The following is a 26311-nucleotide window of genomic DNA, read 5'->3' as shown; positions in this document are numbered from 1 at the left end:
CGCGTTGCAAACGTGCGCCCCACACGGCCTCGTGAATCAATCAGCAGGAGAAGATGTCCGGCTCTTCACCTTCTGCGACTACCTGCATCGACAGAGTCTCCAAGTCTTCGGAAACATCGACGCGAACGGTCGAACCATCGCCAACCTCGCCGGCTAGAAGCATCTTCGCCAGCTTGTCACCGATTTCCTTCTGGATCAGGCGACGTAGCGGACGAGCACCGTAAGCCGGGTCGTAGCCAATCCGGGTCAGCAGACCGCGGGCAGGCTCGGACACGTCGAGCGTGATGCGACGGCTCTCAAGACGCTTCGCGAGCTGGCCGACCATCAGGTCAACAATGCCAGCCAAGTCATCCGCCGACAGCGGGTCGAACATGACCGTCTCATCCAGACGGTTTAAGAACTCCGGCTTGAATGCATGACGCACCGTCTTCATCACCGCATCAGCCTTCATCTCTTGCGTCAAAGACTGATCGGATAGGAACTGCGAGCCAAGGTTCGATGTCAAAATCAAGATCGTATTCCTGAAATCAACCGTGCGGCCCTGACCGTCAGTCAAGCGACCATCGTCGAGAACCTGAAGCAGAATGTCGAAGATTTCCGGATCAGCCTTTTCGACCTCATCCAAAAGGATCACCGAATACGGACGACGGCGAACAGCTTCGGTCAGCTGACCACCCTGCTCGTATCCAACGTATCCCGGAGGGGCGCCGACGAGGCGCGCGACCGAATGCTTCTCGGAGTACTCCGACATGTCGATGCGAATCATCGCTCGCTCATCATCGAAGAGGAACTCCGCCAGCGACTTCGCCAGCTCCGTCTTACCGACACCCGTCGGACCGAGGAACAGGAACGAACCGGTCGGACGATTCGGATCCGCAATCCCCGCACGGGAACGCCGAACCGCATCGGACACCGCCGCGACGGCCATCTTCTGACCAATCAGTCGATGCCCGATCGCATCTTCCATGGTCAGAAGCTTCTCGGTTTCCGTCTGTAGGAGCTTACCGGTCGGGATACCCGTCCAGGACTCCACGACTTCCGCAATCTCAGCCGGCCCAACCTTCTCTGCGATCATCGGCTCGCCGGCTGCTTCATCTTCCGCTTCAGCGTTCGCCTCGGCTTCGCCAATCTGGCGTTCGACCGCGGGGATTTCACCGTTCTGAAGCCTTCCGGCTTCTTCCCAACGATTCTCACGGATAGCAAGTTCCAACTGAGTACGCAGTTCATCCAGCTGAACGCGCAGATCACCGACCTTGTTATGCCCGGCCTTCTCTGCCTCCCAGCGTCCAGTTAATGCAGTCAGCTCTTCCTGCTTATCAGCGAGGTCCGCACGAAGCTTCTCTAGGCGAATCTGGGTCGCTTCATCCGTCTTATCCGAATCAGATTCGGTCAGATAGGATTCTTCCATTCGCAGACGATCCACCTGGCGACGCAACTCATCGATCTCGATCGGGGAAGAATCAAGTTCCATCCGCAGACGAGACGCAGCCTCATCAATCAAGTCGATCGCCTTATCCGGCAGTTGACGCCCCGTGATGTAGCGATCCGACAAGGTTGCCGCCGCAACGAGCGCACCATCGGAGATTGTCACCTTATGGTGGGCCTCGTACTTCGGCGCAATACCGCGCAAGATCGCAACCGTATCCTCAACGGACGGTTCGCCGACGAAAACCTGCTGGAAACGACGTTCCAGAGCCGGGTCCTTTTCAATGTTCTCGCGATACTCGTCCAGCGTGGTCGCGCCAACCATGCGCAGTTCGCCACGCGCAAGCATCGGCTTGAGCATATTGCCGGCATCCATCGCGCCTTCAGACCCACCACCGGCACCGACGACCGTGTGAAGCTCGTCGATAAAGGTGATGACCTGCCCGTCAGAGCGCTGGATTTCTTCGAGGACAGCCTTCAGGCGTTCCTCGAATTCACCGCGGTATTTCGCGCCTGCCACCATCGATGCCAGGTCGAGAGCAATAAGTGTCTTATCCTTCAGGGATGCCGGGACATCGCCCGCGACAATACGCTGAGCTAGCCCTTCGACAACCGCGGTCTTACCCACACCAGGCTCACCGATAAGGACAGGGTTGTTCTTCGTGCGACGCGACAGCACCTGAACGACGCGACGAATCTCCGCGTCACGACCGATCACCGGGTCGAGCTTGCCTTCGCGAGCGACCTCGGTCAGGTCTCGCCCGTACTTCTTGAGAGCTTCGAAGCTCCCCTCCGGATCGGGCGACGTAATCGGATTTGGACGGAGCGTCTTCAGTGCTTCCTCCAAAGCGTTGGGCGTTGCCGCGTTGCTAGAAAGAATGGTGCCGGCCTCGCTCTTTGACGCGGCAAGCGCAATCATCAGGTGTTCAGTCGACACATAGGCATCGCCGGCCTTTTCTGCGCGCTTGCGAGCGTCGTTGATGACTCCCATCAGAGCTTGGTCTGCCTGAGCATTTTGGGCGGTCGAGCCTTGAATACTCGGCAGTGCGACCAGCGCGTTACGCGCTCTCGTGCCGATTGTCTTACGGTCGGCGCCGACAGCATCGAGAAGCGCCGTCGCAATTCCTTCGTTCTGAGTCAGCAGAGCATTCAAAAGATGCAGGGGCGTAACTCCCGGGTTGCCAGCTGCCCTAGCTGACTCGAGTGCAGAGCCAATGGCTTCCTGCGCTTTCGTCGTGAATTCGTTGGTCATGTTTCCTCCAGTGACGTATTGCGTCGAGATATGGCACGCGACGATCCCACGCGCGTCTACATATATCAACGCTCCAAAGTTGAGTCTATTCCACTCAACTTTGTTTTTCTCGTCGAAAACTCAACTTCCACCCCTTCGGTCTCCCTATTCACGAGGCCAGCTAGTCACCCTCAGTCGGCAAAGGTGATCTGACAAGCGAAAACCCCGCCCGGCACATGCCGGGCGGGGCCTCGTCCATACGAACTAGATCAGGCGGTAGCCACACCCTCGCGGCGCGCCATCGCAGCCTCGAAGTCCTTCGTCCCCACGAAGATTTCATTCGTGTACGGGTTACGGCCGAGCTTGCGCGAACGATAGACCACATAGCCGAGAGCCAGAATGTTGGCAACCAGAGCGAGAATCGAAACAAACAGGTTTACATTCGGATTATTCACAGACTGAACCGAGAAGTTCGAGTAGTCCTGGAACGCGGGAACAACCTGCGCGAACATACACCAGAGAGCCAACGTGTTTGCACGATTCTGGATCCACCCACCCTTATTCCAGAAGGCATTGGCAACTGTCGGCGCAAGAAGCAGGGCAACACCGCAGTACCAGGCGTGAGTCGGCAAGCAGTTGTAGGTGTAGCAGAAGTTCCAGAGGTCGTAGGCGACAATGAACACCCACGTCATGTCCGGCCAGAGCATGTCCTGCTTCTTTCGAGAAGCGTAGATACCAAACCAGCCGGTCATTAGGAAGATATTGATCAGACCCGCAACGCCATTGAAGACATTGTGCCAGCCGCCCATCAGCGTGACACCTTCGGAGGAAACCCAGGTCGTGCCGAATGCGCGGAATGCCGACTCAAAATCAGAGACGACGGCAATCAGAATATTGATCGCAACAATAACGAACGGGAAGCACTTGAATGCGTGTGAACGACCGATCTTTCCCCAGCCATACTTCAGCATCATGAAGCCAATACAGCCAGCAGTTGCCGCATAGAGCTTCGCGTAGTGGAACCAGCTATTCATGTGCACGTAGGTCGGGTTATTGAGCGCCCACTCCACGCCCTGTCCGGCACCTACGTAGATCGCAATGAAATAGACCGTCAAAATAGCCGGTAGCACAAGGAAACAGAAGACGCCTCCCGCCTTTGTGCGACGCGCGATCTCATTCGCTCCGATGAGGGCAGCGAAAACTAACGCCCATCCAATCCACTGATATGCGGCATGTTCGCCGTAGACCTCGAACAACATTGTTCTTGCCTTCCTTGCATCACAGGACGTCGAGTCGTGACGCGGAGTCAAGAAACGAAGGTCTGCCCTTCGGGATCAGGATCCAGATTCAAGGCGCGCGCCACCACAGATATGAACTGACTCACACAGTCTAAAGCTAACATTTACACCCTGTCAATCACTGTTTGAGCCCCGTGTATTTCCCTCAATGAAGAAATCCCTCATCAATCGAGTTGAACGAGATCGTCAATCTGGAGGGTGTGGGCGACGATTCGTTTAACCGCCGCTTCGCTGATATCCGGGTGCGTTCTCATCAGGGAGATCAGACCGACGATAAGCATGTAGAAGGTCTCGTAAAGGTCACCAATTTTGATCTCATGGTGTCGGCGGAAATCTTCTACGGTGTTATCCACAACGAAGTGCGCGATACGGTCGGCCGCGCGGTCAATGAACTGCAGATACAGTTGCCCGTTCCCAGTCCCCGCCAAGCTCATGCTGAATGGGCCGTCTTGATCGATGATCGAACACATAAGATGCACTGCGTCATCAAGAGCTTTATCAACATTTCCGAGTTCTCGCCCTTCGTTCCAGTGACGAACCTGAGCAAGAAAGTCATCAATCACACTGTCAAGGACCGCCGAGGCGGCTTCATCTTTGGTCGCAAAGTAGTGGTAGAACAGCGAGCGCGTGAGGTTCGCTCGCTTCGAAATTGAAGAAACCGTCATCGCTGTAGCCCCACGCTCAACAATCTCAGCTTGGACAGCGTCAAGGATTTGAGAACGCGTCGTTTCACCGCGTTCATTCAGCAGTGGATAAGCTGTAGCTCGCGATGTGAGCGGAGCGCCCATCACATCCCCCCCATTTTTAATGACTTTGTCTGCCACATGATCGGCAGAGTCTCTACGCTAGTGTCGCAAACAGCGCACTATTCGCTGTAGTCGCCGTCCGTGTCCGTTTCCGATGGAGCTGGGCCGAATCTCTCATCTACTTCCTCAAAGAAGGAGGAGATTGTGCTGAGTCCACATTTGCACTGAGTAACAAGTTGCGCGTCAGAAAGCCCCCACTCACAGTCCAAGTTCATTTCTGCCAAAATGCGAATCTCTCCGTTCTTTTCAACGAACGAAGCCATCGGCCACAGGTGAGTCGCATGCCAATCTTCAATCAGTAACTCGACTTCTGACCTCAACTGAGAATCAACGAGGGTGCTTCGAAAGGCAAGAATTGTGAAGATTTCGTTCTTCTTGCCGGTGAGCCGGAACACGTACTGACTCGAATCGAAACCTGTCACAAAGTCACCGTCGTCGTCGATCCCCCAATTCCAACCCTGTGAGTCGAAAAAGAACCCGATACGTTCAAGGGTGACTGGACGAGTCAGATCCAGCTGATCGGGCTGGTCCGAACGATCCTGCACATCATCTGCCGAAGAAGCTACCCCACCTTGGTCTTCCCCGTTGGCCTCTTCACTGAGAACCTGGAGGGAGTGAAGTTCTTGCAGATCTGCATCTACATCTAGGACGACGCCATCTTTGGAAAAAGCATCCTTTCGCACTTCATCTGCTACTTGGGCATTCAAGATCTTCTTAATTCGATCAAAGATTCCGCTCATAACGACAGCTCCTCGTTCAGTTCTTCAAAAAATTGCATGCCCGTGCCAAGCGCACAATCGATCTGCTGGCAGAGCTGTTCGTCCGTTGCGCCAGACTCCCAGTCAACAGTGTTCTCTACTCGAATATTGACGACTCCCTGATCGTTAAGGGTCAAGCAGACTTTCGGCCAGAGGTGCTTCCTATGCCAGTCGGCAATAAAAGCACGTGCCTCTGGTAGACGGTCTGGATTGATGGGGTTACCCCAGCCACCCAGGATATGGAGAATCTCTTGGTTCGTTCCAGTCAACAAAAAATAAAAGGTGTAGCCATTCCAGCGACCACCCAAATCGCCTTCATTATCAACGAACCACGTCCAGCTACGTTGATTGAAAAGATCCTTCAGGCGGTCTTGAGTTACCGGGATAGGAATCTTCAATCGATCTGCGCTGTTTGGCTCAATGTGACTCATGCTTTCCCTTCCCCTTTTTTAACGAAACCACCGTTTATCTCTACCAATAACGCTAAGAAGCGCATTGTTTCACGAGGTCGACACTTGCGCTGGACCGTTCCCCATTCAGGAATGAGCAGTCATCACAGGCAATCACGTGCCACGGCATCGTTGCCGACCCATCATTGTTCCCAGTCTAGAAGAAACCATGTAGAAATCATCTTGCATTTAGCGTCAATCTGGTGTGTACATGGTCCATGTCAGAATCTTGATATGAATGTTGCCGACTTCTTCACTTAAAGCCCAAAACAGCGCCATGCGCCCGCTTAGCTCGACGATTGACAGTCCCGGAAAAGGAACACGAACACCCTCGCAGTTTTCAGTGAAGAGGATCATCCCTGCCACTCAGGAAGAAGCGAACCAGGAAGAATCTCGTCGACGCTGAGGAAAACACCCAGGGTGCGTGTGAGGGCGAGGCGGTATCACTACCAGCCTCGCCCTCACACGAAAGACACTGTCAGGACATCACTGCCACTGATATGGCGAACCTATCTGAGTGGCGCGGATTTGCGAACGCTTACGATTCGTCACCACCAGCCAGATGATGCCGGCAATCAGTAGGATCAGACCAAGAATTCCGATTCCCGTCGCCCAAGCAACTCCCGACATTCCAGCCCCCACCAAATCGTCGGCGGTAACACCAGAAATTGCCATCAATCTAGTGGTTTCACCCTCACATTCAACGACGTAATTTCCGGGCGCCAGACCATCAATGTAGAAAGTGTCCGTTGTGCTCGTCGTCATCTTATATTCGGTGTCCGTTTCAACCGAGGTGACCTTACACGAGTAGAGGGTGCCCGCGTAAGCCGAAGGATCCGAACGTGAGGCCGTCACCATCAGCGATCCGCCGTCACCGATGGTGATTGTGTCGCCAGAGCGGATCTCATTCGTTCCAGCAATAACACCGTCAAGATCGAGACCAGCCAGAGCGCCCACCAACAGGGAAATCGGGGCAACGATAAACATCATCAGCAAGCCAACGACCATCATGATGATCGAACCGGCACGGCTAGGAAGCTTCTGAGGCACACCCGGCATCGGCATTCCAGCAACGTTGGGGCCACCAGCCTGTTGGCCGCCATAGGGCTGTCCCATCGGCTGATTCATCGACTGACCGGGGTACTGAGGTGCACCAGAATTCCACTGCGCTTGCGCGCCCTGCGGGTAGCCCGCGCCACCATCATTGAACGTCCCACCCGCGTAAGAACCGTAGGTTGGATTCGATGAACCTAAGACCTCGCCGTACTGAGGCCACGGTGTTTGGGATGAAGCCTGAGGGGCTTGTCCGTTGAAACCGGTCGCGAAACCACCATTCGGCTGGCTACCAGTCGGATCGGTGTTCATTTCAGGGGTCATCAATCCTCCAGATCGATAGTCAATTCTTATCCATCGTATCGGTGAAGAAGCGCCCTGTCTTTGGGGAGCAACCCCGATCAAACCCTGATTTTCCGTAGAGAACAGCGCAAAGCACGCTGATCAGCGGCGCGCAAAATCCAAACGTTCAGCGCGCAGAGCTTCGACGCCTGGAACATCAAGTGGCGCCAGTTCAAGCCCTGTAGCGCGAGTAAGAAGCAAGTCGGCAAGCTCAGGATTTCGAGCTAAAACGGGTCCATGCATATAGGTAGCAATAACGGATCCTTGAACGACACCATCGTAGGCAATAGGCTCCGGTGTCATTCCTTCAGGAGTTCCGTTGCCAACGCCCGCAATGACGCGACCAAGTGGACGTGCTTTGGGTCCAAGAACCGTCCCACCACCATGGTTTTCAAAACCAGTCAATGGCTGGGTTAGTCCTTCAAGAAGGGGTTCACAGACAAGCTCGCCAATTGCACGATGCCCCTGCGGATCCGTGGTGACATCAAGAACGCCGAGACCTTCGACTCGCTCGTCGCGCGCATCGCGATACCAGTGCCCCAAAACCTGCAATGAGGCGCAGATGGCAAGAAGCGGCTTGCCGGCGTCCAAGGCATGAAGCAAACCCGAGTCGTCGCGGAATTTCTGGGCCGCCAGTGACTGCGCAGTGTCTTCGCCACCGCCTAGAGTGTAAAGATCCAGTTCTGCTGGGATGTCTTCGTTCAAAGACACTGTCACTAGTTCCGCGTCGATGCCTCGACGGCGGGCGCGCTCTGCCAGAATCAGGGCATTGCCCGTGTCTCCGTAGGTGCCCAGTACTTCGGGAAACAGGACCCCGATTCGCAGGGTTGATTCACTCATCGTCCACCCTCCTATCGTCTGGTTGCTGATTTCTGGCGAACATCAAGGATCACTTTAAAGTCTCGAAGAGCCGTGTAGTTCAGCAACATCTCAACCTTGCCGGGTTCAAGGAGCTTCAAGGCGTCCATGGGTAGTGGCGCAAGATCGCAGTGAATTCCCGCGTATTCAAGGCGGACGGCCAAATCGGCGCCTCGTTCACCGCACGCGACAACGCGACGATCGCCGGACGCGGACAACGCGGAGAAGTCGACATCCCAGAGCCACGAGAGATCCTGCCCGTCCGGAACCTGGCCGTTGACTGCAATCACGACCTGTTTGACACGCGGGTCAACCATCGTCATCGCTTCTTGCCAGCCTGCCGGATTCTTCGCCAACATGATGCGAGCGCGACGCCCATCAACGTCATGAATGGAATATCGTCCGGCAACCTGACGCACTTGACCGATCGCGTTGGCGGCCACCTGCGGATCAATCCCCAACGCGACCGCGGCCGCCACTGCCTGGGCAGCGTTGCCAAGGTTTGCGCGCCCCGGGAGCTGCAGGTGCAAAGGAACGCGAACGTCGTGTGGTCCGTACAGAATTGCCGAGGGCCCACTTGCTCCTTCCGGCATCAAATCGATGTTGCCGATTGTCCAGTCTGGCGTGGGACGCTCGCGAAGTTTGGGGAGTTTTTCGCCGGGGAAAGCTTCAATGAGGTGCCATGAATCGGAGTCACGAACAACCCTGCCACCGCGCGGATAGGCCGCGGAGTCCCCTCCCCATCCGGCGCCCGCAGCAACCCAGACAACGTTTCGCGCTTCGCAGGCTGCCGACACGATCAGCGGATCATCACAGTTCGCAACAACAAGGGAATCAGGGTTTTCTTCAACCGCTTGGCGCAGACGGCGTTCAACCGAACCAATTTCACCGACGCGATCCAGCTGATCGCGAGACAGATTGAGGAAGACAAAAACTTCGGGCGAAACGTGCGCTGCAACGGCGGGCACGTGCATCTCATCAACTTCGAGGGCGGCGTGTGGCGCGGTCGGCGCGGTCATCAGCGCGGTGATAATTCCCGAGCCCATGTTGTCGCCATTCACGTTCGAGGCAACCTGACCTGCTGTTTCAAGGGCCGCGCGAATGAATCGGTTGGTCGTTGACTTGCCGTTCGTCCCGGACACGATCACGGAGTTCATCGGGACTGCAAGTTCCGACAGAATATTCGGGTGGATACGGCTGGCGACTTCACCGCCGATCATTCCGCCTGATCCTCGTCCCAGAATTCGCGAGGCCGTGCGGGCAAGTGTGCCCGCACCAAGTGCAAGTTGGGCGCGCATCGACAGTCGGTGCGCCGACGAATCGTGAGAACTCATGGGGTAACCCTAACGCGAGTGGGGAACTATCTGCGCGAATATACTTCGGGGCGAGCATGACTATTGTCAACGCTCGCCCCGAAGATGCAGAGGTTGTGGCGGTTAGTCGACGACTGAAATCGTCCCGTCGATCACCCTGACGCCCGAAGGTCCTGCTTCGATAACAGCCCGGATTGTGCGTTCTGGGTACGGGCTTGCCGTACGGATTGGACGCCAGATAGAGATTTCCCTCCCCTGCCCACCGCGAGCAGAAGGATTAACCCACGGACGCTCACCGCGACGCATCGGCGATACCACGCCGTTTACGGACGCGGCGAAAACTCGATCTCGACGAACTTCAAGTTCTTCGATCCGCTGGCGTAGCGCGACGCGTTCGGCTTCGAGGCTTTCCACTCGGCGTTCAAGTTCAAGGATCCGCTGGATTCCAGCAAGATTGATGCCTTCATCCTGGCTCATCCTCTGCACATCGCGCAGACGCTGAACGTCGCGTTGCGAGTAGCGACGCCCTCTACCCTTTGTGCGCGCGGGCGTCACCAAACCGAGGCGATCGTATTGACGAAGAGTCTGCGGGTGCATGCCCGCAAGCTCAGCCGCCACTGAAATAACGAACGTCAATGCGTCATCAGAATCGGAAGAACGTCGCCTGGCCATCGGTCACTCCTTCGCCTTCTCCATCAGGGTGGCTCGCACGTCCTGGTGATCAAAAGAGTCAGCAAGTGCCTTCACGGCATCTTTCTGTTCCTTGGTCAGGTGGTCAGGAACGGCAACCATGATCTCGATCAGCAGGTCACCCGTGTGCTTGCCGGTTTCAACACCGCGTTTGCGCACGCGTAGGACCGCGCCTGATTGAGTTCCAGCGGGCACCTTCACAGTCACGGTATTCCCATCGATCAGTGGAACGTCGATCTTCGTACCCAAGGCTGCTTCGGCGAACGTCACGGGAACTCTCACGCGCAGATTGTCGCCATCCCGGGTGAATACCGGATGGGGTTCAACGTGGATCGTCACCTGAAGGTCGCCGGATTGGCCACCGTTTTCCCCGGGCATTCCTTTGCCACGAAGGCGAACTTTCTGACCTTCTTTAATGCCTGCGGGGATACGAACGGTGTTCTTCTTCCCGTCGACTTTCATGGTGAGCGTTGCTCCCTTGAGCGACTCACGGAAAGTGATCGACGTCGACGCGATTCGGTCGGCGCCTTTCCTTGGACGTGGCGGGGTGTTACCAAAGCGGGCACCAGCCCCGTAGTTCGGCTGAGGACCACCGGCGTTGAAGCCACCGGCCGCTCCACCGAACATTCCGAGGAGATCCTCGATATTGACTCCCGAACCGGAAGTTGAGAAGTTGAAGCTAGTGCCTTGACCACCGAACATCGACGAGAACGCATCTGTGAAGCCGGCACTACCCGGCCCGCCGGCGGAGAAGCGAGCTCCTCCACCCATGGCACGGATCGCGTCGTATTGCTTACGCTGTTCCTCGTCAGACAGCACCGCGTAGGCTTCGCCGATTTCCTTGAACTTTGTTTCCGCCTTTTCATCACCCGGATTCTGGTCGGGGTGATACTGGCGAGCAAGCTTGCGGTAGGCCTTCTTAATCGCTGTTTGGTCGGCATCTTTTGCTACGCCCAGCGTCTTATAGAAGTCTTTTTCAAGCCAATCTTGTCCGCTCACTGTCACTCACCTCCATCATTCTTTGAGTGTGGGCGGATACGGGTATGTGGTTTATTCAGGGTTGTCCACCATGACCTTCGCAGCACGTAGAATCTTTTCATCGCGACGATAGCCGGGCTGGAGGATCTGGGCGATGGTTGCTACTTGAACCTTAGGGTTCACGTTGGCAAGCAGGGCCTCGTGCTGAGCGGGATCGAATTCTTCACCTACAGCGCCGTAGCGTTCCAGATTGAAGCGCGAGGCCAGAACGCTTTCCAGCTTCGTTGCGATCGCAGCAAAGGGGCCATCTTCGAGCTCCCCATGAGTGCGGGCCGCATCGATGTCATCAAGAACGCTGATGAGCGCTTCAATGACTTCGCTCTGGCCGGATTCACGGTGGCCCGAAGCCGCTTCCTTCGCCCTGCGCACGTAGTTCGAGTACTCCTGATTCAGGTTGTACAGGTCAGCGTGCGCACGTGCCAGCTGGTCTTCGAGGTCAGCGATTTTCTCGAGTGCGTTTGCGAGGTCCGAGTCTTCAACTTGTTCCTCGAAGGCACTCATGTCAGTCAGTGCCTCGTCAGCAGGCTGCGCGGTGGCTTCGCCTGCAGTTTCCCCGGTTGATGCGGACGTGGCCGCGCCGGCTGCGAACTGTTCGTCCGAGCTCGGTGCGACCTGCGCCTGCGATGCCTGGTCGTTGGCCTCGGCATCGCTGTGATCCTGGGGACCGGACTGGAAGCCCTGGTTCTCAGTTTCGCTCACTTGGTGTCGTCCTCATCTACGATTTCAGCATCGATGACGTCGTCATCAGCTGCGGGAGCGTCGCCGGCCGGAGCCTCGGCGCCTGCTGCTTCAGCCGCCTGCTGGGAGGCATAGACCTCTTCGCCGATCTTCATCGCGGAAGCGTTGAGCTTCTCGAGAGTCGACTTCACGGCCTCGGTGTCTTCACCCTTGAGCGCTTCCTTGACGGCGTCAACGTCAGCCTGAACCGCGGTGCGAGTTGCCTCGGTGACGGTTTCAGCGTTGTCCTTAAGGAGCTTCTCGATCGAGTAAACGACCTGCTCGGCCTGGTTACGAGTGTCGGCGTCTTCACGGCGCTTCTTGTCCTCAGCTGCGTGCTCTTCAGCTTCCTTCACCATGCGGTCGATGTCTTCCTTCGGAAGAGCGGAGCCACCGGTGATGGTCACAGACTGTTCCTTGCCGGTGCCACGATCCTTCGCGGAAACGTGGACGATACCGTTGGCGTCGATGTCGAAGGTGACCTCAATCTGCGGGATGCCACGTGGAGCCGGAGCAATACCGGACAGCTCGAAGGTGCCGAGAAGCTTGTTGTCACGGGCGAACTCACGCTCACCCTGGTAGACCTGAATGAGCACGGACGGCTGACCGTCTTCGGCGGTCGAGAAGACCTCGGACGCCTTGGTCGGGATCGCGGTGTTGCGATCAATCAGCTTGGTCATGATGCCGCCCTTGGTCTCGATGCCGAGGCTCAGCGGGGTCACGTCGATCAGCAGGACATCCTTGCGGTCACCCTGGATGACGCCGGCCTGGAGGGCCGCGCCAACGGCGACGACCTCATCGGGGTTCACACCCTTGTTCGGTTCACGGCCTCCGGTCAACTGCTTGACCACGTCGGAAACGGCAGGCATACGGGTGGAGCCACCGACCAGAACCACGTGGTCAATGTCGTTGACAGAGATTCCAGCTTCGGCAATGACGTCGTGGAACGGCTTCTTCGTACGGTCGAGCAGGTCCGAGGTCATTTCCTCGAACTTTGCGCGGGTCAGGGACTCGTCCAGGTGGATCGGACCGTCTGCAGTCATCGACAGGTACTGCAGGGAGATGTTGGTCGAGGTTGCGCTGGAGAGTTCCTTCTTGGCCTGCTCAGCGGTTTCCTTCAGACGCTGCAGAGCGACGGCATCCTTGGACAGGTCCGCGCCAGTCTTCGCCTTGACCTGATCGATCAGCCAGTTGACGATGCGCTGATCCCAGTCGTCGCCACCGAGGCGGTTGTCGCCGGAGGTTGCGCGAACCTGAATAGTCGAGAAGCCGTCGTCGTCCTTGCCGATTTCGAGCAGGGAGACGTCAAAGGTTCCACCACCGAGGTCGAAAACTAAGATGAGTTCATCTTCCTTGCCCTTTTCGAGGCCGTATGCAAGTGCTGCTGCGGTGGGCTCGTTAACGATGCGCTGGACGTTGAGGCCTGCGATCTGGCCTGCGTCCTTCGTTGCCTGGCGCTCAGCGTCGTTGAAGTAGGCGGGGACAGTGATGACAGCATCGGTGACAGGCTCGCCGAGGAATGCTTCCGCGTCAGCCTTCAGCTTGGAGAGGATGCGCGCGGAGATTTCCTGAGCGGTGTACTTCTTGTCGTCAATTTCGACGCTCCAGTCGGTGCCCATATGACGCTTGACCGAAGAGATCGTACGGTCAACGTTGGTCACAGCCTGACGCTTTGCGATTTCGCCGACGAGGACCTCGCCAGACTTGGAGAATGCGACGACGGAAGGCGTGGTGCGCATACCTTCTGCGTTCGCGATGATTGTGGGTTCACCGCCTTCGAGGACAGCGATTGCGGAGTTGGTGGTACCGAGGTCAATGCCTACTGCACGTGCCATGTATGTTTTCCTTTCGTTCAGCCACCCAGCTTCGCTGGTGACTGCATGTGAAGTTTTCTTGGACCGCCATACGCGCGAGGCGCCTACTTGAGTCCGACAGACTCAACTTTATACACCCAAACCTCACCGCGCAAGAGGAAAATGAAAAGTTGAGTCACCAAAACTCAATGTTCACACGTTTATGCAGGTCAAGAGCATATTTGACTTCACCCTCTGGAGCGATACGGAAGCAGCGTTCGAGATCCTCGAATCCACTCTTGCTACACAATTCAAAACTAGGAACTACCCTGTTACCCGACAATCGCATCGTGCCTGCGGCAGTACCACCACTTCCGTCTTATCTCCCTGGGAGTGAGAGAATACTGAGACGTACCCGACGCTCCCTCTTACAGCGAATAGGCGGCCCTTGTGTCTTCGATCCAGCTCAGGCTTTCCCCGCGTTCCACAAGCGACATTCTCTGTCAGCACTGGAATACGGGTCGTTGCCACTCGTGCACGAATATTGAGGTTCCTTACGGCGACCAGCTTGCCACGAAGGAAACGTGTGTTCGCGACGAGTTAGCCGCCGTTGCCGGAGCCACCGATATTGCATGGCTTCCCCCTGTTGCCTCGTCGCCGACCGGCTTTCGCACGAGCGCAAAGTTGGTCGTCGGTGGTACGAGGCGCCGGCCGACTCTTGGAATTTTAGGACGCGATCGCAGGGGTGTTGACCTGCCGGATTGCCCAATTCAGCATTCTGCAATTAACCGTGCAACGCCGGGGTTGAAGCGCTTTATTCGCCAACTGAACCTGACGCCGTATGACGTTCCCACGAAGAGTGGCGAGTTGAAGTATGTGCTACTCACCGTCGGCGCGAACAATGCTCTGATGTGCCGCTTCGTGCTTCGCACGCGCGACCGCGTCTCCGATATTCGCGCGGCGCTCCCCTCCTTGTTTGACCTGGTGCCAAATCTTAAGGTCGTCACCGCAAACATTCACCCCACACACGAAGCAATCGTCGAGGGTCCCGACGAGATCATCCTGACCAAGCGTCGCACACTAGAGATGGAGGTCGGTGATGTTCAGCTTGCGCTCGGACCTCGTTCATTCACGCAGACGAATACGGACGTGGCCGGAGAGTTGTACCGCCAGGTCACCGAATGGGCAGTTTCGGACAACGAGGCCGACCAACCTCGCTCAGCCTGGGATCTTTACTGCGGGGTCGGAGGCTTCGCTCTTCACTTGGCATCAGCCGGCATTACTCCCGTGACAGGCGTGGAAGTATCGGATCAGGCGATAGCTTCGGCAATTCAAGGTGCTCGCCAGTTGAAGCTGGGGCGCACGGACGCCCTGTTCATTGCAGAAGACGCGACGACTTGGGCTACTCGCCAGCCCGCAGAAAGCCGACCGGACACGTTGGTTATTAACCCCCCACGTCGAGGGATCGGCTCAGAATTGGCCTCGTGGATTAACGAATCTGGAATCCCGCGAGTCATCTACTCGTCGTGTAACCCGAAATCGCTCGCACGCGACTTGACGGAAATGCCGAACTATCGCGGCCTCGAAGCGCGCGTATTCGACATGTTCCCGCACACGGATCACGCCGAGGTTGTCGTATTGATGTCAAGGGCTGATTAGGTGGGTGCAAGTCTGCCTTTGTGTAGCAGGGCTTAGCGAAGCTAAACGTTAAAAGGTTTAGTGGGTGGCGGATTTAAGCTGGGTTCTCGCGGTCTTTGAGAGTGATTTTGCTGTATAAGGAAACATGTCGACGCTTTAGGGTCGAGTGCACAGGATATTAACGTTAAAAGGTGCACCCACTTTGCACCCAGGGTGTAAAGTGGGAAAATAAGGTTTAGGCTAATTATCATGGTGAGAAAATCTAGAATTTATTAGTCTAATAATATTGATGAAGACCAAGCGCAAGTGGTAAGAGATATTTTTGACCGGTATTTAAAAGGATTGAATATCGGCGGTATTATTAGAAGCTTAAAAAGTAGAGGTGTTAAGTCTCCCAAGGGGAAAGACCTTTGGAGTAAACGGGCTGTTGAGAGCACTTTGACTAGGGGTAAATATACAGGTGATGTAGTGATTGCTGTTCCAGGAAATGCGGATTGTCAGTATTTGAATACAGATCATCATGCAGGCATTATTTCCAAAGAAACGTTTGAAGCAGTTGAGATAGAGATGGCAGCTCGCAGTAATATGGAACATGGAGAAGACAGAAAACTACACAGAAAGAGTAAGAAATATAGCTCGAAGAAGCGTTGGTAAAGGGAGATAGAAGTATGCTTGGAAACTTAAAACTATTAAAAGAAGATATGAAGAATAAAGGGTGGACAATTTGCACCTTCACGTTTCGATATAAAAGTATTAACTATATTGTCTTGGTAAAAAGATTTGTTGGTGGAGAAAAAAGAATAGACCGATACGCTTTAGTGAAATTAGAGTTTATGAAAGAAGCGAATCTAGATGACTCTTTGAGTATGGAAGCTAATTCCAGAAAGCTAATTATCGATGCAGAGACATTAAGAAAATACTTTGGTATTGAATATGCTAATAATTTAGGCTGCATACTTCAACAATTTACAAAAAGACTAGGTGGATGTATTCCTACTGAGATTAAACTCCAACCTTCGATTCTAGAAAAACAAGCGATGCTTCGTTCACTAAACAAAAGCGATTCGGAAGATCCAAACAAAATTTATTGCATTGGTGTCAAAAGAAACCCCGAGGGAAAAAATAGAAGCGAGTTTAATGCCGATAAAACAAAACTACTCAGAAAGAGATTATTCGAATACTACAAAAACGACCGTAGTATCAGTTTTTGCTATTCAGCAGACTCAACAAAAGAAAATGATGATACAACTATTCTAAAAAACTTTTCAAATCATTAGGAGAAAATTACTATAGGGCTGCAATTTTGAAAAGTAGCCTAATTAATGTTAAAAAATAAGCTGAAACAAAGCGCAAGAACCCTGATTACGTGAGGAAAATTAAGTTTCTTGACCAGTTTCCAAAATTAGCCTAACAATCTCACGCCGAGGTTGCAATTCTGCTGGAGCGTTGCTGACTACAATCGCCTCAGGCTTGGCTGAGCACTGAAACAAGCTCAGAAATTGGGCGCATATCCCCAGTTTGAACATTATGTCCTCCTTCGCCCATATTTGACGATATCCCGCCACTGAGAAAGCCTAACGGGGGAAACCTCCGACAAAGATATCGGCATCGGGTACTTCTTCGGGCGCAACCTCGTGAATATCGCGCCCATCTACTTTGAGATCAAAATTCTGTTCGTACGTTTGGGCAGCATATGGATCGAACTCGTTAGCGTACATCGTCTTTACTTTGCCGGTTTCTTCGAATCCGTGGTCGATCGCTCCGACTCCCGCAAAGAATGACGCTAACGTCCAGTTCTCGGCCATGAATATGCCCTATTTCCACTTGATGCACCCCAAGGCAAACAGGAATTGCGGCACGCCGCAGCTTGACCTCAATCACCCCAGCCGGCAAGCAGGTTTCGCGCCTGCTCAGCCAATGCGTCAATTGCAGGCTGCGTTTCATTGGCCCATGGAATGTAGTGGAACTCCGATCCGCCCGCATCGGTGAATGCTGTGCGGTTCAGCTGGTCGATCTCTTCAAGGGTCTCCAGACAGTCGGCAACGAAGCCGGGGCAAATGACATCGACGCGCCTCGTTCCCTGCTTGCCGAGTTCACCAACCGTGTCGATCGTCGCCGGACCATTCCACTCGGCAGGCCCGAAAACAGACTGGAAAGTAGCGATGCAGGAGTCTTCATTCAGTCCCAGTCGCTCACGCAGAAGCGCAGCCGTTTCCTTGCATTCGTCAATGTAGGGATCACCCTTCTTCGACATGGCAACCGGGATTGAGTGGAACGAGAGGATCAGCCGGTCACCACCGGAAAAGTCCGGAGTGCCGTTGCGCTGCCAAGACTCACGGATTGCCGTTTCAAGCGCATCAATATAGGTAGACGCAGTCGGGAACGAACGGGATAGCCGGATTTCAGGGTGCTCGCGCCTCGACAGTAGCCACTTGGCCGCCGCGTCATTCACGGACGCAATCGTGGTCGCCGAATACTGCGGGTAGGCCGACAGGATCGCGATCTTTCGGTAGCCCTGCGTCATCAGATCATCAAGGACGCTTCTGAGGCTTGGCTGGCCGTAACGCATTGCCGGCACGACTTTCATTCCAAGCTGTTCGCTCAGAAGTTCCGCCTGACGTGTCGTGTAGTGCAATAGCGGGGATCCTTCATCCAACCACACGGTCCGATATTTCGCGGCGGATTGGGCCGGTCGAACGCGCAGGATCACTCCCTCAAGGATCGGGCGCCAGACAGCTTTCGGCATTTCAATGACTCGCGGGTCACTGAGGAACTCACGCAAATACGTGCGAACATCCGCAGTCGTCGGAGTTTTCGGAGTTCCAAGGTTGGCAAGTACGAGGGCCGGAGCATCACTGTGGCGCATAGTCCGAGTGTAACGAGGGGGATCACAGCGCTTTTCTGACAGGTGTCATCAGAATTAATTCTGTCCGGTATGACGCACGAACCTGTCCGGTATTACGCACGAACCGTCGCATGTGTCGGTGACTACGTTACGACAACACATCTCGCAAATCTGCCCTAACTTGCTCAACTCACCAGGATACCGACTAAGGTGCCAACCAAGATAACTAGTGGAAGTTCGACAGTTTTCTTGGAGGGGTGCAGATGGGCCGCTACGATCCACCATTCCAGATCACTGATGAAATCATGAATCTGACGGCGCCTATCAGCGAACAGCTCGGACACATCGATTCGCGCTCACGCGAGACAATCCATCCATACCTTCGTCGAACCAACCAGATCCGCACAATCCATTCTTCACTCGCGATCGAGCACAATTCCCTCTCGCTCGAGCAAGTCACCGCACTCATTGAAGGTAAGCGCGTTCTCGGCAATCCAAACGAGAAGCCAGTTCCCTCAGTCTCGTTCATGAAAGCAGAAGGAAACTCCCGATGTTGATAACGCCTGACCATCCGAAGAATGGCATCCCCTCCGGTGGCGCGGATGATGTTCGCCCGATCGGAGTGAGCGCCTGTTTGCTTGGCGAGAATTGCAAGTACAACGGTGGGAACAACAGGAACGACGCCCTGATTGAGTGGCTTGGCTCGCGTGATGTCGTTCCCGTATGCCCAGAAGTCATGGGAGGCCTACCCACCCCGCGTCCGCCGGCTGAAATAGTGGACGGCGTTGTACAAACCGCGGAAGGATCCAGCGTGGATAAAGAATTCCATGACGGCGCCCAGATCGCGGAAGAAAAGCTCCGAGCAAGCGGAGCCGGCCTCGTCATTCTTCAATCACGAAGCCCCAGTTGCGGTGCGCTCCAGATCTACGACGGCACGTTCACCGGCACTCTCATCGACGGCGAGGGCACGTTCGCGCGCCAGCTTCGCGCCCACGGATACGAGGTCTTGGACGTGTCGGAATTCGAGGAACAGCGCTGAGATTCTCAGCTGATAATTGAAGCGAACCGCAATCGGAGATGCACATGTTGTGCACGCAACTTGGTAACACTGGCATAAAACTTCGAAGCTTTGCATTGGAACGATGAGTTTCGACAAGCCGGGAACGATACGCCGGTGGAGCGTCGGCTCCGAAGAAACCGGCGCGCTGGTTGGGCGCGACCCTGCTCAAACACACTCAGCGCAACAAAGTCATTATCGTCTCGAAGGTCTATTCAACGAAGGGCGTCACGTCGCCGATCATCGGTGCGACGAAGGAAAAGCACCTCGACGAGGCCACTACGGCACTCGACGTTGAACTGACCGGCGAAAAACTCGCTTACCTCGAGGAACTCTACGTTCCCCACCCGATTGTGGCGAACTCGTCGCTGTTCATCGTGAACTACACAGGTCAGACGCTGCGGGTTTTCGGCTCCATCGAAGAAGCTACGCAACGATTGCTTTTGCTCGCGATTATGCGGTTTCGGCTTTGAGCGCGTTTGGAACCTCGATCCGCAAGACCGCGCTTGTTCACGCCTCCTAATCAACTTCCGTCTAGATCCCGCCTAGCCCCTTTAGGGTTCGGGCGATTTAGAGTTCGGGCGATATCTGTTTCCTTCGACCGACCGCTATCAACCTGGTGCAACACCCTGACTGCTCAGACGGGAAGGATCGAGCGACCAACCGCACTCCACGCGACACATCCACACAAAAACACACCAAACCGTCGCACCAGATGCAGTCGGGAGCTAAAAACCCGCCAAACCAGGCCACCAACTACACCCCACGCGACACATCCACGCAAAAACACACCAAACCGTCGCACCAGATGCACTTGGGAGCCAAAAACCCGCCAAACCAGGCCACCAACTACACCCCACGCGACACATCCACACAAAAACACACCAAACCGTCGCACCAGGTGCAGTCGGGCGCCAAAGACCCACGTACGAGGTCGGACAGGTTTCGCTCCCTAGCCTTCCGCTCCGATTTCACCGCTCGCGACCGCAAGGCAGGCCGGCCAGGTCCATGCGGATCAGTCGAAAGAGCACGAGCTGTTTGCTCGCCTGACCTCGTGGTTTGGAAGACATAAGGCGGCGTGACACTCGAAGGGCGCTCACGGTCGTTTCCTTGGGTGTCCTTCGCCCGTAGAATTGCGACAGAATTGCGTGAAGACGCGAAGTGAAAGGACCCTTATGGCCATCGAGATCATCACCGAATCGTCCCCCGAAATCGTCGAAGCGATGGAGCGCCTGATTCCTCAGCTGTCCCGTTCAGCTGCCCCACTGGACGCGGCTGGGTGCGAGCGTTTCATTTCTCAGCCCGGCGTTCACCTGTTTGTTTTCCGCTCCGATAAGGCGGACGAGTCCGGTGCTTTCCCGATCCTCGGCATGCTCTCGCTGGCAACCTTCGAGATCCCGACCGGTGTGCGCGCCTGGGTCGAGGATGTCGTTGTCGATTCTGCTGCTCGTGGCCAGGGTGCCGGTCAGGCCCTCGTTGAGGCCGCGCTTCGCCACGCTCAGAAAGTAGGCGCACGCACGGTCGATCTGACTAGCCGCCCGTCACGCGCGGCAGCGAACCGCCTCTACCAGCGCGCCGGTTTCGAGCTACGCGAGACGAACGTGTACCGCGTCCCACTGGACAAGTAAGCGCTACGTCGCCAGTTGGCACCTTTTTCTTAGGTACGAGGCTGGGTCTGCTGACCTAGCCTCGTCCTTTTTGTTGCCCGAATTGCGAGCGAGGATCCGCTAGACGCACCGCGTATTCACTCCGCCCTTGATGCAAGAGAGGAGCGAGAAGTAGTGGGCGACCTCGTGAATCAATCACACGGCGAGCGAGTGAAAACTAGCTGTTATCGGCCAAGTCCGAAACCGTGGAGTCAACGACCTTTGGTGCACTGCCCGTCTCCATTCGGTCAGCATCCTTACGCAGTTTCAAGCCATAGAGAACGAAACCAATGGCAGCAGCAAGGAAAATCCAACGAGGCCAGAAATCCACGGCATAGACCAAGTACCCGGCAAAAGCTGCGACAAAAAAGTTAACGTTCGAGCTCCGACGAAGATCATCGGGTTTGCGTGCCATAGTTCATCCTTTTCATATGGGCTTGTGAGCGTCAGATTAGAACTCTTCGTAGAAAGCAGGATCTTGGTTCGCACTGCGACCATCGGGGCGAGCAAGAGTGGCAATACGCGCCATCTGGTCTTCACTAAGCTCGAAGTCGAACACGTCGAGGTTTGCCACCTGACGCTCTTTACTTGCTGACTTCGGGACCGGAAGAGTACCAAGCTGGAGGTGCCAACGAATGACAACCTGCGCGGGAGACTTACCAGCCTCGTTACCGATCTCGGTGAGAACAGGCTCATCGACAACGTGCAGTTTTCGGGCCAGCGGACTCCACGACATTGTCTGAACACCAAGATTGCGGTGGGCTTCAAGGGTTTCGGCCTGCGGGAAGTACGGATGAAGCTCGATCTGATTGACAGCGGGAACAACCCCGACTTCGTCACGCAGGCGCTCAATGTGTTCGGGCAGGAAGTTCGAAACGCCAACCGAGCGAATCAAGCCCTTCTTCTGCAGGTCAACAAGCGCTTGGAAGGCTTCAACGTAGAGGCCCTGGCGCGGATTCGGCCAGTGAATCAGATAGAGATCCCAGTAGTCCAAACCGGCGCTGAACAGGGATTCTTCAACCGTATCAACGGCTTCTTCGTAGCGGTGGTGACGCCCAGGAAGCTTTGAGACCAGGCACAGATCCTCGCGTGGAACGCCACAGGTGCGGACCGCTTGGCCCAGCGCCCCCTCGTTTTCGTAGTTGAACGCAGAGTCCAGCAGACGATAGCCGGAATGAACCGCGTTCACCATCGATTCAACGCCGGCATGGCCACGCAAATTGTATGTGCCCAAGCCGATCAAGGGAATTCTGGTGCCGTCGTTCAGGGCGTAGGAGTCTAAGAGCTTCATTGCAGACATACCCTCAGCATAGTCGGGCTTACGATTAACCCATGGGCTACTTCGATTACTCTGAGACTGACGTACACACGATCGATTATCAGCATTTCCTGCTTGACTCCCCTTCCCCATATCACGTCGCCGACTTGGTGGCGCAACGCTTGGTGGATGCAGGTTTCACTCGCCAGGACGAAACTGAGCCGTGGGACGCGAGCCCCGGCGGACACGTCATGGTTCGCGGTGGCGCCGTCGCAGCGTGGGTCGTTCCGACTTCTGTCACTGAGCAGACCGGCTTCCGTATTGTTGGTGCGCACACCGATTCCCCTGTTTTCCACGTGAAGCCGTCGCTGACGTCGTCGACCGCAGATGGTTGGGGGCAGATTGACGTCGAGGTCTACGGTGGCATGATATGGAATTCGTGGCTTGACCGCGAGCTTGCTGTTGCCGGCCGATTGATGATGAAGGACGGTCGCACGGTTCTGGTGCGCACCGGTGCACTGGCACGTATCCCACAGCTGGCAATTCACTTGGATCGTGGCGTGAACCCGGAAGGGCTGAAGCTCGATCCGCAGAAGCACCTGCACCCGGTGTGGACCGTCGATAACCCGGAAGCGAACTTCATGGCTGAAGTCGCGAAGTATGCCGGCGTGAGTGTCGCGGATATCGCGTCACATGATTTGATCCTGATTCCTCAGCAGGGTCCAGCAACTTTTGGCGAGTCCGGCCAGTTCTTCGCTGCGGGTCAACAGGACAATCTTTCCTCTGTTCACGCTGGTCTGACTGCATTTGAGCGCCTCACGAAAGCTGGGACTCCCACCGATGGCGACGTTCGAATCTTTATGTGTTTCAACCACGAGGAAATTGGTTCCGCAACTCGCGAAGGTGCTGCCGGCCCGATTTTGCAGACCGTTCTGGAGCGTACCGCCTACGCTCTGGGGCGCGACGCCGACGGGGTTGCGCGCATGTTTGCCGCTTCGTCGTGCATCAGCGCGGACGCCGCTCACTCGGTGCACCCCAACTACGCGGAGTATCACGACCCGGCAACTCATCCGGTGATGGGACGAGGCCCGGTCTTGAAGATCAACGCCAACCAGCGCTACGCAACCGACGGAGAAGGTATTGCCCTGTGGAAGCGTGCGTGTGCTGCTGCGGGTGTGCCATCTCAGGACTTCGTGTCGAATAACGCGATGCCGTGCGGATCCACGATTGGCCCGATCACAGCGACTCGCCTGGGTATTCTGACGGTGGATGTGGGCGTCGGCCTCCTCTCGATGCACTCGGCTCGCGAAATGAGCCACGTCGACGACCTGATCGGAATGTCGAAGGCGCTCGAGGCCTACTGGCTGGGCGCCTGACTTACTCAGACGCATTGGTGCCCCGCGGATCGTCCTCGGGGCACCAATGCGTAGTTCTTCGAAAACCCGCCCCTAGGCAAAGGTTCAGAAGATCTAAGGCTGGTGAGCTCAGTCCTTGAAGGAAGCAACGGCGGTGATGGCCTGACCGCCGCGGCCACCGGTGTTGGAAGAAGAACCGGTGTATGCAATTACGTTTGGTGTATTCGTGGTTCTATCTGACAACGGGATTCAAGTCCCACAATCCGAATCTCACACTGTGTGGGGTACTCATACCGCACACCCACCATCCGTTCAGCTCATGCAATGGACACCAGTGGCGCTGGCGGTGGAGTAAGCCGGTGTTAGATCGACCAAATGAACGGAACCAACAGGATTTTCACGACGATGGAGAAAGCAAACAGGCTCGCGTAGGCGGCCTCGATGCGTTCATCGGGAACGCGGGCGTCTGCGGCCTGCAAGACTGCCGGCTGCCCCAGGAAACCTGCGACTCCACCGGCGCTACGAGGCGCGGACAAGCCGGCAAATCGACCGGCAAGAGCCTGGGCCATGCAGCAGACCAATACCAATATCACAGCGAGCAGCGCCGCCTTCGGGCCATCGGGGCTGGTCAGAAGCGAAGCGAGTTCTGGCCCTGCATTCAAGCCGAGGCCAGCAAGGAAAAGAAGCAAGCCGATCTGGCGGATCGTAATATTCGCCGAGGTGGGAAGTGTCCATACCAGTGGCCCGGTGCGACGCAGGGCACCCAGCAACATACCAACGATCAGCGGACCGGCAGCAGAGCCAAGGGTGAACGAGGCCCCCGATGGCATCGGGAATGGAATCGCACCGAGCAACATGCCCAGCACCAGACCGATACCGAACGCCATTGCGTCGACTTCCGCAACGCGCTTTTCAGAGTCTCCGAAGAAGGACTGGATTTCATCAAGCTCATCTGTCGGGACAACGACAGCGACGTGATCGCCGAGTTGCAGATCTAGGTCATCTCGAGCAAGCAGGTCAAGGTCGCCTCGGCGGACGCGCGTGACAACAGCACCGAAACGTGTGGCTACATTGAGCGCAGAAATCGGCTGGCCAGCAACTTCGGGGTTCGAGACAACGATGCGCTCAAATGCGACGTCCGAGCGGTCATCTTCAAGGTGATGCTCGACAGGTTCGCCGATTTGATGCGCGGCTTCTGCAATCTTTGCCGGGTCGCCCACGACCAGGACGAGATCCCCTTCGTACAGGTCCTCACCGGGAACGACAACGCGGGTTTCGTCTTCGCGACGCAGGTAGGACAATCGAACCTGCTGGTCACGCCACAAGGTTACGTGACGGGTGTTGATGCGTTTGGCAACGCGAACGGTCATCGTTTCCAAGGACTGACCGGCCAGGGAGGGGGTGTCTTTTGCGCCCACCCATTTGCGGGTGACAGTCATGGTGACAACGATGATCCCGATGATGACGCCGATCGGGTATCCGAAGGCGTAGCCGACTGCGGCTTGCGGGTCGCCGGTGACGCGGGTGGCCGCATCTAGGGCAGGAGCAGCGGTCAAAGCGCCGGTGAATAGGCCGAGTGTCAGCCCCTTGGGAAGCTGAAGCAGACCGCCACCAATTAACGCGGTAATTGCACCGATGACGCAGACTACGGCACAGCTTCCAAGAAGCGCCGTCTGTTTTCTAATGTCTTTAAAGAACGCCGCACCCGACGAGATGCCGACCGTGTAGACGAAGAATGCTAGGCCGATCTGCTGGACGATTTCCATGCCTTCGCCGATTTCGGGGTTCCATGCGGAGGCTGCAAGGCCGACGAAGAGCGCACCGGCTGCGCCAAAACGAAGTGGTCCGAAGCGGATTGCGCCGAGCGCAGCACCCACTCCAACAACCAGGAAGAGGGTAAGCAGGTGGTTCGCAATCAGCAGGGAGGCCATGCTTCAACCCTAGTCAGGCTCCATTTTCAGTTCCATTTTCTGTGCGTGGAACTGCCCACGTTGGGGTGAGCCTTGCGTTAGTTGTGCTCTAGTTGTCGCCCTGGGTGGAAATCAGTCGCGACGAGGCGAAGATGACTCCTTCGATCATTTGAGCGAGCATCCGTTTATTTGTGCCACCGCCCGTTGAGGGCGCAAAGGACTCCAGATAGAAGGTGGTCAGGATTCGCGAGATCACTCCTGGCTCGAAAATCGATTGGCGTCCCATTCGCGCAAGCACGCCACGAACGATTCTTCCAACTGCTGCTTCGAGCTGTTCACGTTCAGTGACGGGGAATGCATCATCACTAGCGATAAGTTCGGGATGACGCATCATGTAGAGGTTGTATTCGCACGTCAGCACGTACATTGTTCGCCCCTGCGCCGAAAAACTGTCAAGGACTGCCATGATGGCGTCAACGTCGGGTTCACCGTCGATACCCGCGAGCGCTGCCTCAATTTCATCGACGATTGTATGGGCGCGTTGGACGAGGACATCTTTCAATACTTCGTCCATTGACGAGTAGTTGGAGTAGAAAGCGCCTCGTGTAAAACCTGCTGCTTTGACGACGTCGTCAATTTTTACGCCGGAGAATCCTTTTTCTACGAAGACGTCTGCGGCAGCGTCGAGAAGGCGGGCGCGGGTGTTGACGCGTTTGCGCACGTCGCGGGTTTTACTGCTCACTACTCCTCCTTCAAAGACCGGGGACTGAAAATATCTATAGGATCGGGTTAATAGACAAAAATCGTTGCTTAAGATCGGTGTTTTCAGTG

At 55.8% G+C, this 26311-nt stretch carries 27 protein-coding genes; 8 read left to right on the top strand and 19 right to left on the bottom strand.

The genetic code is table 11. The annotated features are described in order from the left end of the window. Positions 1-40: 40 nt before the first annotated feature. From clpB to dnaK, 13 genes are all read right to left on the bottom strand, one after another. Positions 41-2677 (bottom strand): ATP-dependent chaperone ClpB, encoded by a 2637-nt coding sequence (gene clpB / locus PG731_RS07365; RefSeq protein WP_270773106.1) that lies wholly within the window; start codon positions 2675-2677, stop codon positions 41-43. Between the two features lie 248 nt (positions 2678-2925). Beyond that, positions 2926-3915: a DUF5692 family protein gene (locus PG731_RS07360; protein ID WP_270773104.1), complete on the bottom strand. Its 990-nt coding sequence runs from the start codon at positions 3913-3915 to the stop codon at positions 2926-2928. 203 nt (positions 3916-4118) lie between these two features. Next, a complete protein-coding gene (locus PG731_RS07355) occupies positions 4119-4778 on the bottom strand; it encodes a TetR/AcrR family transcriptional regulator (RefSeq protein WP_270773103.1) in 660 nt (219 codons plus the stop codon). Positions 4779-4819: 41 nt separating this feature from the next. Then, positions 4820-5500, bottom strand: a complete 681-nt coding sequence (locus PG731_RS07350; protein ID WP_101628488.1) for a YbjN domain-containing protein — start codon at positions 5498-5500, stop codon at positions 4820-4822. Beyond that, complete coding sequence (locus PG731_RS07345) at positions 5497-5949, bottom strand: YbjN domain-containing protein (RefSeq protein WP_270773099.1); 453 nt, start codon at positions 5947-5949, stop codon at positions 5497-5499. Before PG731_RS07345 ends, PG731_RS07350 begins: the two co-directional genes overlap by 4 nt. 213 nt (positions 5950-6162) lie before the next feature. Beyond that, positions 6163-6333, bottom strand: coding sequence for a hypothetical protein (locus PG731_RS07340; RefSeq protein ID WP_165778241.1), 171 nt, complete (start codon positions 6331-6333; stop codon positions 6163-6165). 120 nt (positions 6334-6453) lie between these two features. Next, positions 6454-7344: a hypothetical protein gene (locus tag PG731_RS07335; RefSeq protein ID WP_270773097.1), complete on the bottom strand. Its 891-nt coding sequence runs from the start codon at positions 7342-7344 to the stop codon at positions 6454-6456. A 120-nt stretch (positions 7345-7464) separates the two neighbouring features. Continuing rightward, the gene (locus PG731_RS07330) at positions 7465-8202 is read right to left on the bottom strand and encodes a type 1 glutamine amidotransferase (RefSeq protein ID WP_270773096.1); all 738 of its coding nucleotides are present in this window, start codon (positions 8200-8202) and stop codon (positions 7465-7467) included. An 11-nt stretch (positions 8203-8213) separates the two neighbouring features. Continuing rightward, positions 8214-9554, bottom strand: a complete 1341-nt coding sequence (locus PG731_RS07325) for a MurT ligase domain-containing protein (protein WP_270773094.1) — start codon at positions 9552-9554, stop codon at positions 8214-8216. A gap of 102 nt (positions 9555-9656) precedes the next feature. After that, positions 9657-10205, bottom strand: coding sequence for a heat shock protein transcriptional repressor HspR (locus PG731_RS07320; protein ID WP_270773092.1), 549 nt, complete (start codon positions 10203-10205; stop codon positions 9657-9659). A gap of 3 nt (positions 10206-10208) precedes the next feature. Beyond that, positions 10209-11222: a DnaJ C-terminal domain-containing protein gene (locus PG731_RS07315; protein WP_270773089.1), complete on the bottom strand. Its 1014-nt coding sequence runs from the start codon at positions 11220-11222 to the stop codon at positions 10209-10211. 51 nt (positions 11223-11273) lie between these two features. Then, entirely contained in the window at positions 11274-11960 is a 687-nt protein-coding gene (locus PG731_RS07310; protein ID WP_270773087.1) for a nucleotide exchange factor GrpE, read from the bottom strand. Beyond that, a complete protein-coding gene (dnaK, locus tag PG731_RS07305; RefSeq protein WP_270773085.1) occupies positions 11957-13813 on the bottom strand; it encodes a molecular chaperone DnaK in 1857 nt (618 codons plus the stop codon). Before dnaK ends, PG731_RS07310 begins: the two co-directional genes overlap by 4 nt. 453 nt (positions 13814-14266) lie before the next feature. Between dnaK and PG731_RS07300 the strand changes: the two genes are divergently transcribed. From PG731_RS07300 to PG731_RS07290, 3 genes are all read left to right on the top strand, one after another. Beyond that, positions 14267-15430: a methyltransferase domain-containing protein gene (locus PG731_RS07300; protein ID WP_270773151.1), complete on the top strand. Its 1164-nt coding sequence runs from the start codon at positions 14267-14269 to the stop codon at positions 15428-15430. Positions 15431-15694: 264 nt separating this feature from the next. Further along, the gene (locus tag PG731_RS07295; RefSeq protein ID WP_270773150.1) at positions 15695-16063 is read left to right on the top strand and encodes a recombinase family protein; all 369 of its coding nucleotides are present in this window, start codon (positions 15695-15697) and stop codon (positions 16061-16063) included. A gap of 14 nt (positions 16064-16077) precedes the next feature. Next, on the top strand, positions 16078-16686 hold the full coding sequence (locus PG731_RS07290; RefSeq protein WP_270773084.1) for a DUF6037 family protein: 609 nt from the start codon (positions 16078-16080) through the stop codon (positions 16684-16686). Between the two features lie 297 nt (positions 16687-16983). Here PG731_RS07290 and PG731_RS07285 read toward each other — a convergent pair whose 3' ends face one another. Together PG731_RS07285 and hemH are read right to left on the bottom strand one after the other, a co-directional pair. Beyond that, positions 16984-17214, bottom strand: a complete 231-nt coding sequence (locus tag PG731_RS07285; protein ID WP_270773081.1) for a DNA cytosine methyltransferase — start codon at positions 17212-17214, stop codon at positions 16984-16986. A 68-nt stretch (positions 17215-17282) separates the two neighbouring features. After that, entirely contained in the window at positions 17283-18275 is a 993-nt protein-coding gene (gene hemH / locus PG731_RS07280) for a ferrochelatase (RefSeq protein WP_270773079.1), read from the bottom strand. A 242-nt stretch (positions 18276-18517) separates the two neighbouring features. On the opposite strand from hemH, the gene PG731_RS07275 reads away from it, so the two are divergent. The 4 genes from PG731_RS07275 to PG731_RS07260 all read left to right on the top strand — a co-directional run bounded on the left by PG731_RS07275 (position 18518) and on the right by PG731_RS07260 (position 20939). Then, entirely contained in the window at positions 18518-18811 is a 294-nt protein-coding gene (locus PG731_RS07275; protein WP_270773077.1) for a hypothetical protein, read from the top strand. Further along, positions 18805-19293: a DUF523 domain-containing protein gene (locus PG731_RS07270; RefSeq protein WP_270773076.1), complete on the top strand. Its 489-nt coding sequence runs from the start codon at positions 18805-18807 to the stop codon at positions 19291-19293. The genes PG731_RS07275 and PG731_RS07270 overlap by 7 nt, the downstream gene beginning before the upstream one ends. A 170-nt stretch (positions 19294-19463) precedes the next feature. Continuing rightward, positions 19464-19784 (top strand): hypothetical protein, encoded by a 321-nt coding sequence (locus PG731_RS07265; RefSeq protein WP_270773075.1) that lies wholly within the window; start codon positions 19464-19466, stop codon positions 19782-19784. Between the two features lie 702 nt (positions 19785-20486). Further along, positions 20487-20939: a GNAT family N-acetyltransferase gene (locus tag PG731_RS07260; protein ID WP_270773074.1), complete on the top strand. Its 453-nt coding sequence runs from the start codon at positions 20487-20489 to the stop codon at positions 20937-20939. 196 nt (positions 20940-21135) lie between these two features. On the opposite strand, the gene PG731_RS07255 is transcribed toward PG731_RS07260, so the two are convergent. Both PG731_RS07255 and PG731_RS07250 read right to left on the bottom strand, forming a co-directional pair. Then, the gene (locus PG731_RS07255) at positions 21136-21372 is read right to left on the bottom strand and encodes a hypothetical protein (protein ID WP_270773072.1); all 237 of its coding nucleotides are present in this window, start codon (positions 21370-21372) and stop codon (positions 21136-21138) included. A 36-nt stretch (positions 21373-21408) separates the two neighbouring features. Continuing rightward, a complete protein-coding gene (locus tag PG731_RS07250) occupies positions 21409-22248 on the bottom strand; it encodes an aldo/keto reductase (RefSeq protein WP_333558945.1) in 840 nt (279 codons plus the stop codon). A 41-nt stretch (positions 22249-22289) separates the two neighbouring features. On the opposite strand from PG731_RS07250, the gene PG731_RS07245 reads away from it, so the two are divergent. Next, the gene (locus PG731_RS07245; protein ID WP_270773070.1) at positions 22290-23591 is read left to right on the top strand and encodes a M18 family aminopeptidase; all 1302 of its coding nucleotides are present in this window, start codon (positions 22290-22292) and stop codon (positions 23589-23591) included. 341 nt (positions 23592-23932) lie between these two features. Here the strand turns inward: PG731_RS07245 and PG731_RS07240 are convergent, their stop codons facing one another. Beyond that, positions 23933-25501 (bottom strand): aspartate:alanine exchanger family transporter, encoded by a 1569-nt coding sequence (locus PG731_RS07240; RefSeq protein ID WP_270773069.1) that lies wholly within the window; start codon positions 25499-25501, stop codon positions 23933-23935. A gap of 88 nt (positions 25502-25589) precedes the next feature. Then, a complete protein-coding gene (locus tag PG731_RS07235) occupies positions 25590-26222 on the bottom strand; it encodes a TetR/AcrR family transcriptional regulator (protein WP_270773068.1) in 633 nt (210 codons plus the stop codon). Positions 26223-26311 lie beyond the last annotated feature (89 nt).

It is taken from the genome of Pauljensenia sp. OF14-1SRA (assembly GCF_027694595.1).
Classification (GTDB): domain Bacteria; phylum Actinomycetota; class Actinomycetes; order Actinomycetales; family Actinomycetaceae; genus Pauljensenia; species Pauljensenia turicensis_B.
Note: the sequence above shows the minus strand (reverse complement) of the source record. Positions and strands in the feature narration are given on the sequence as shown.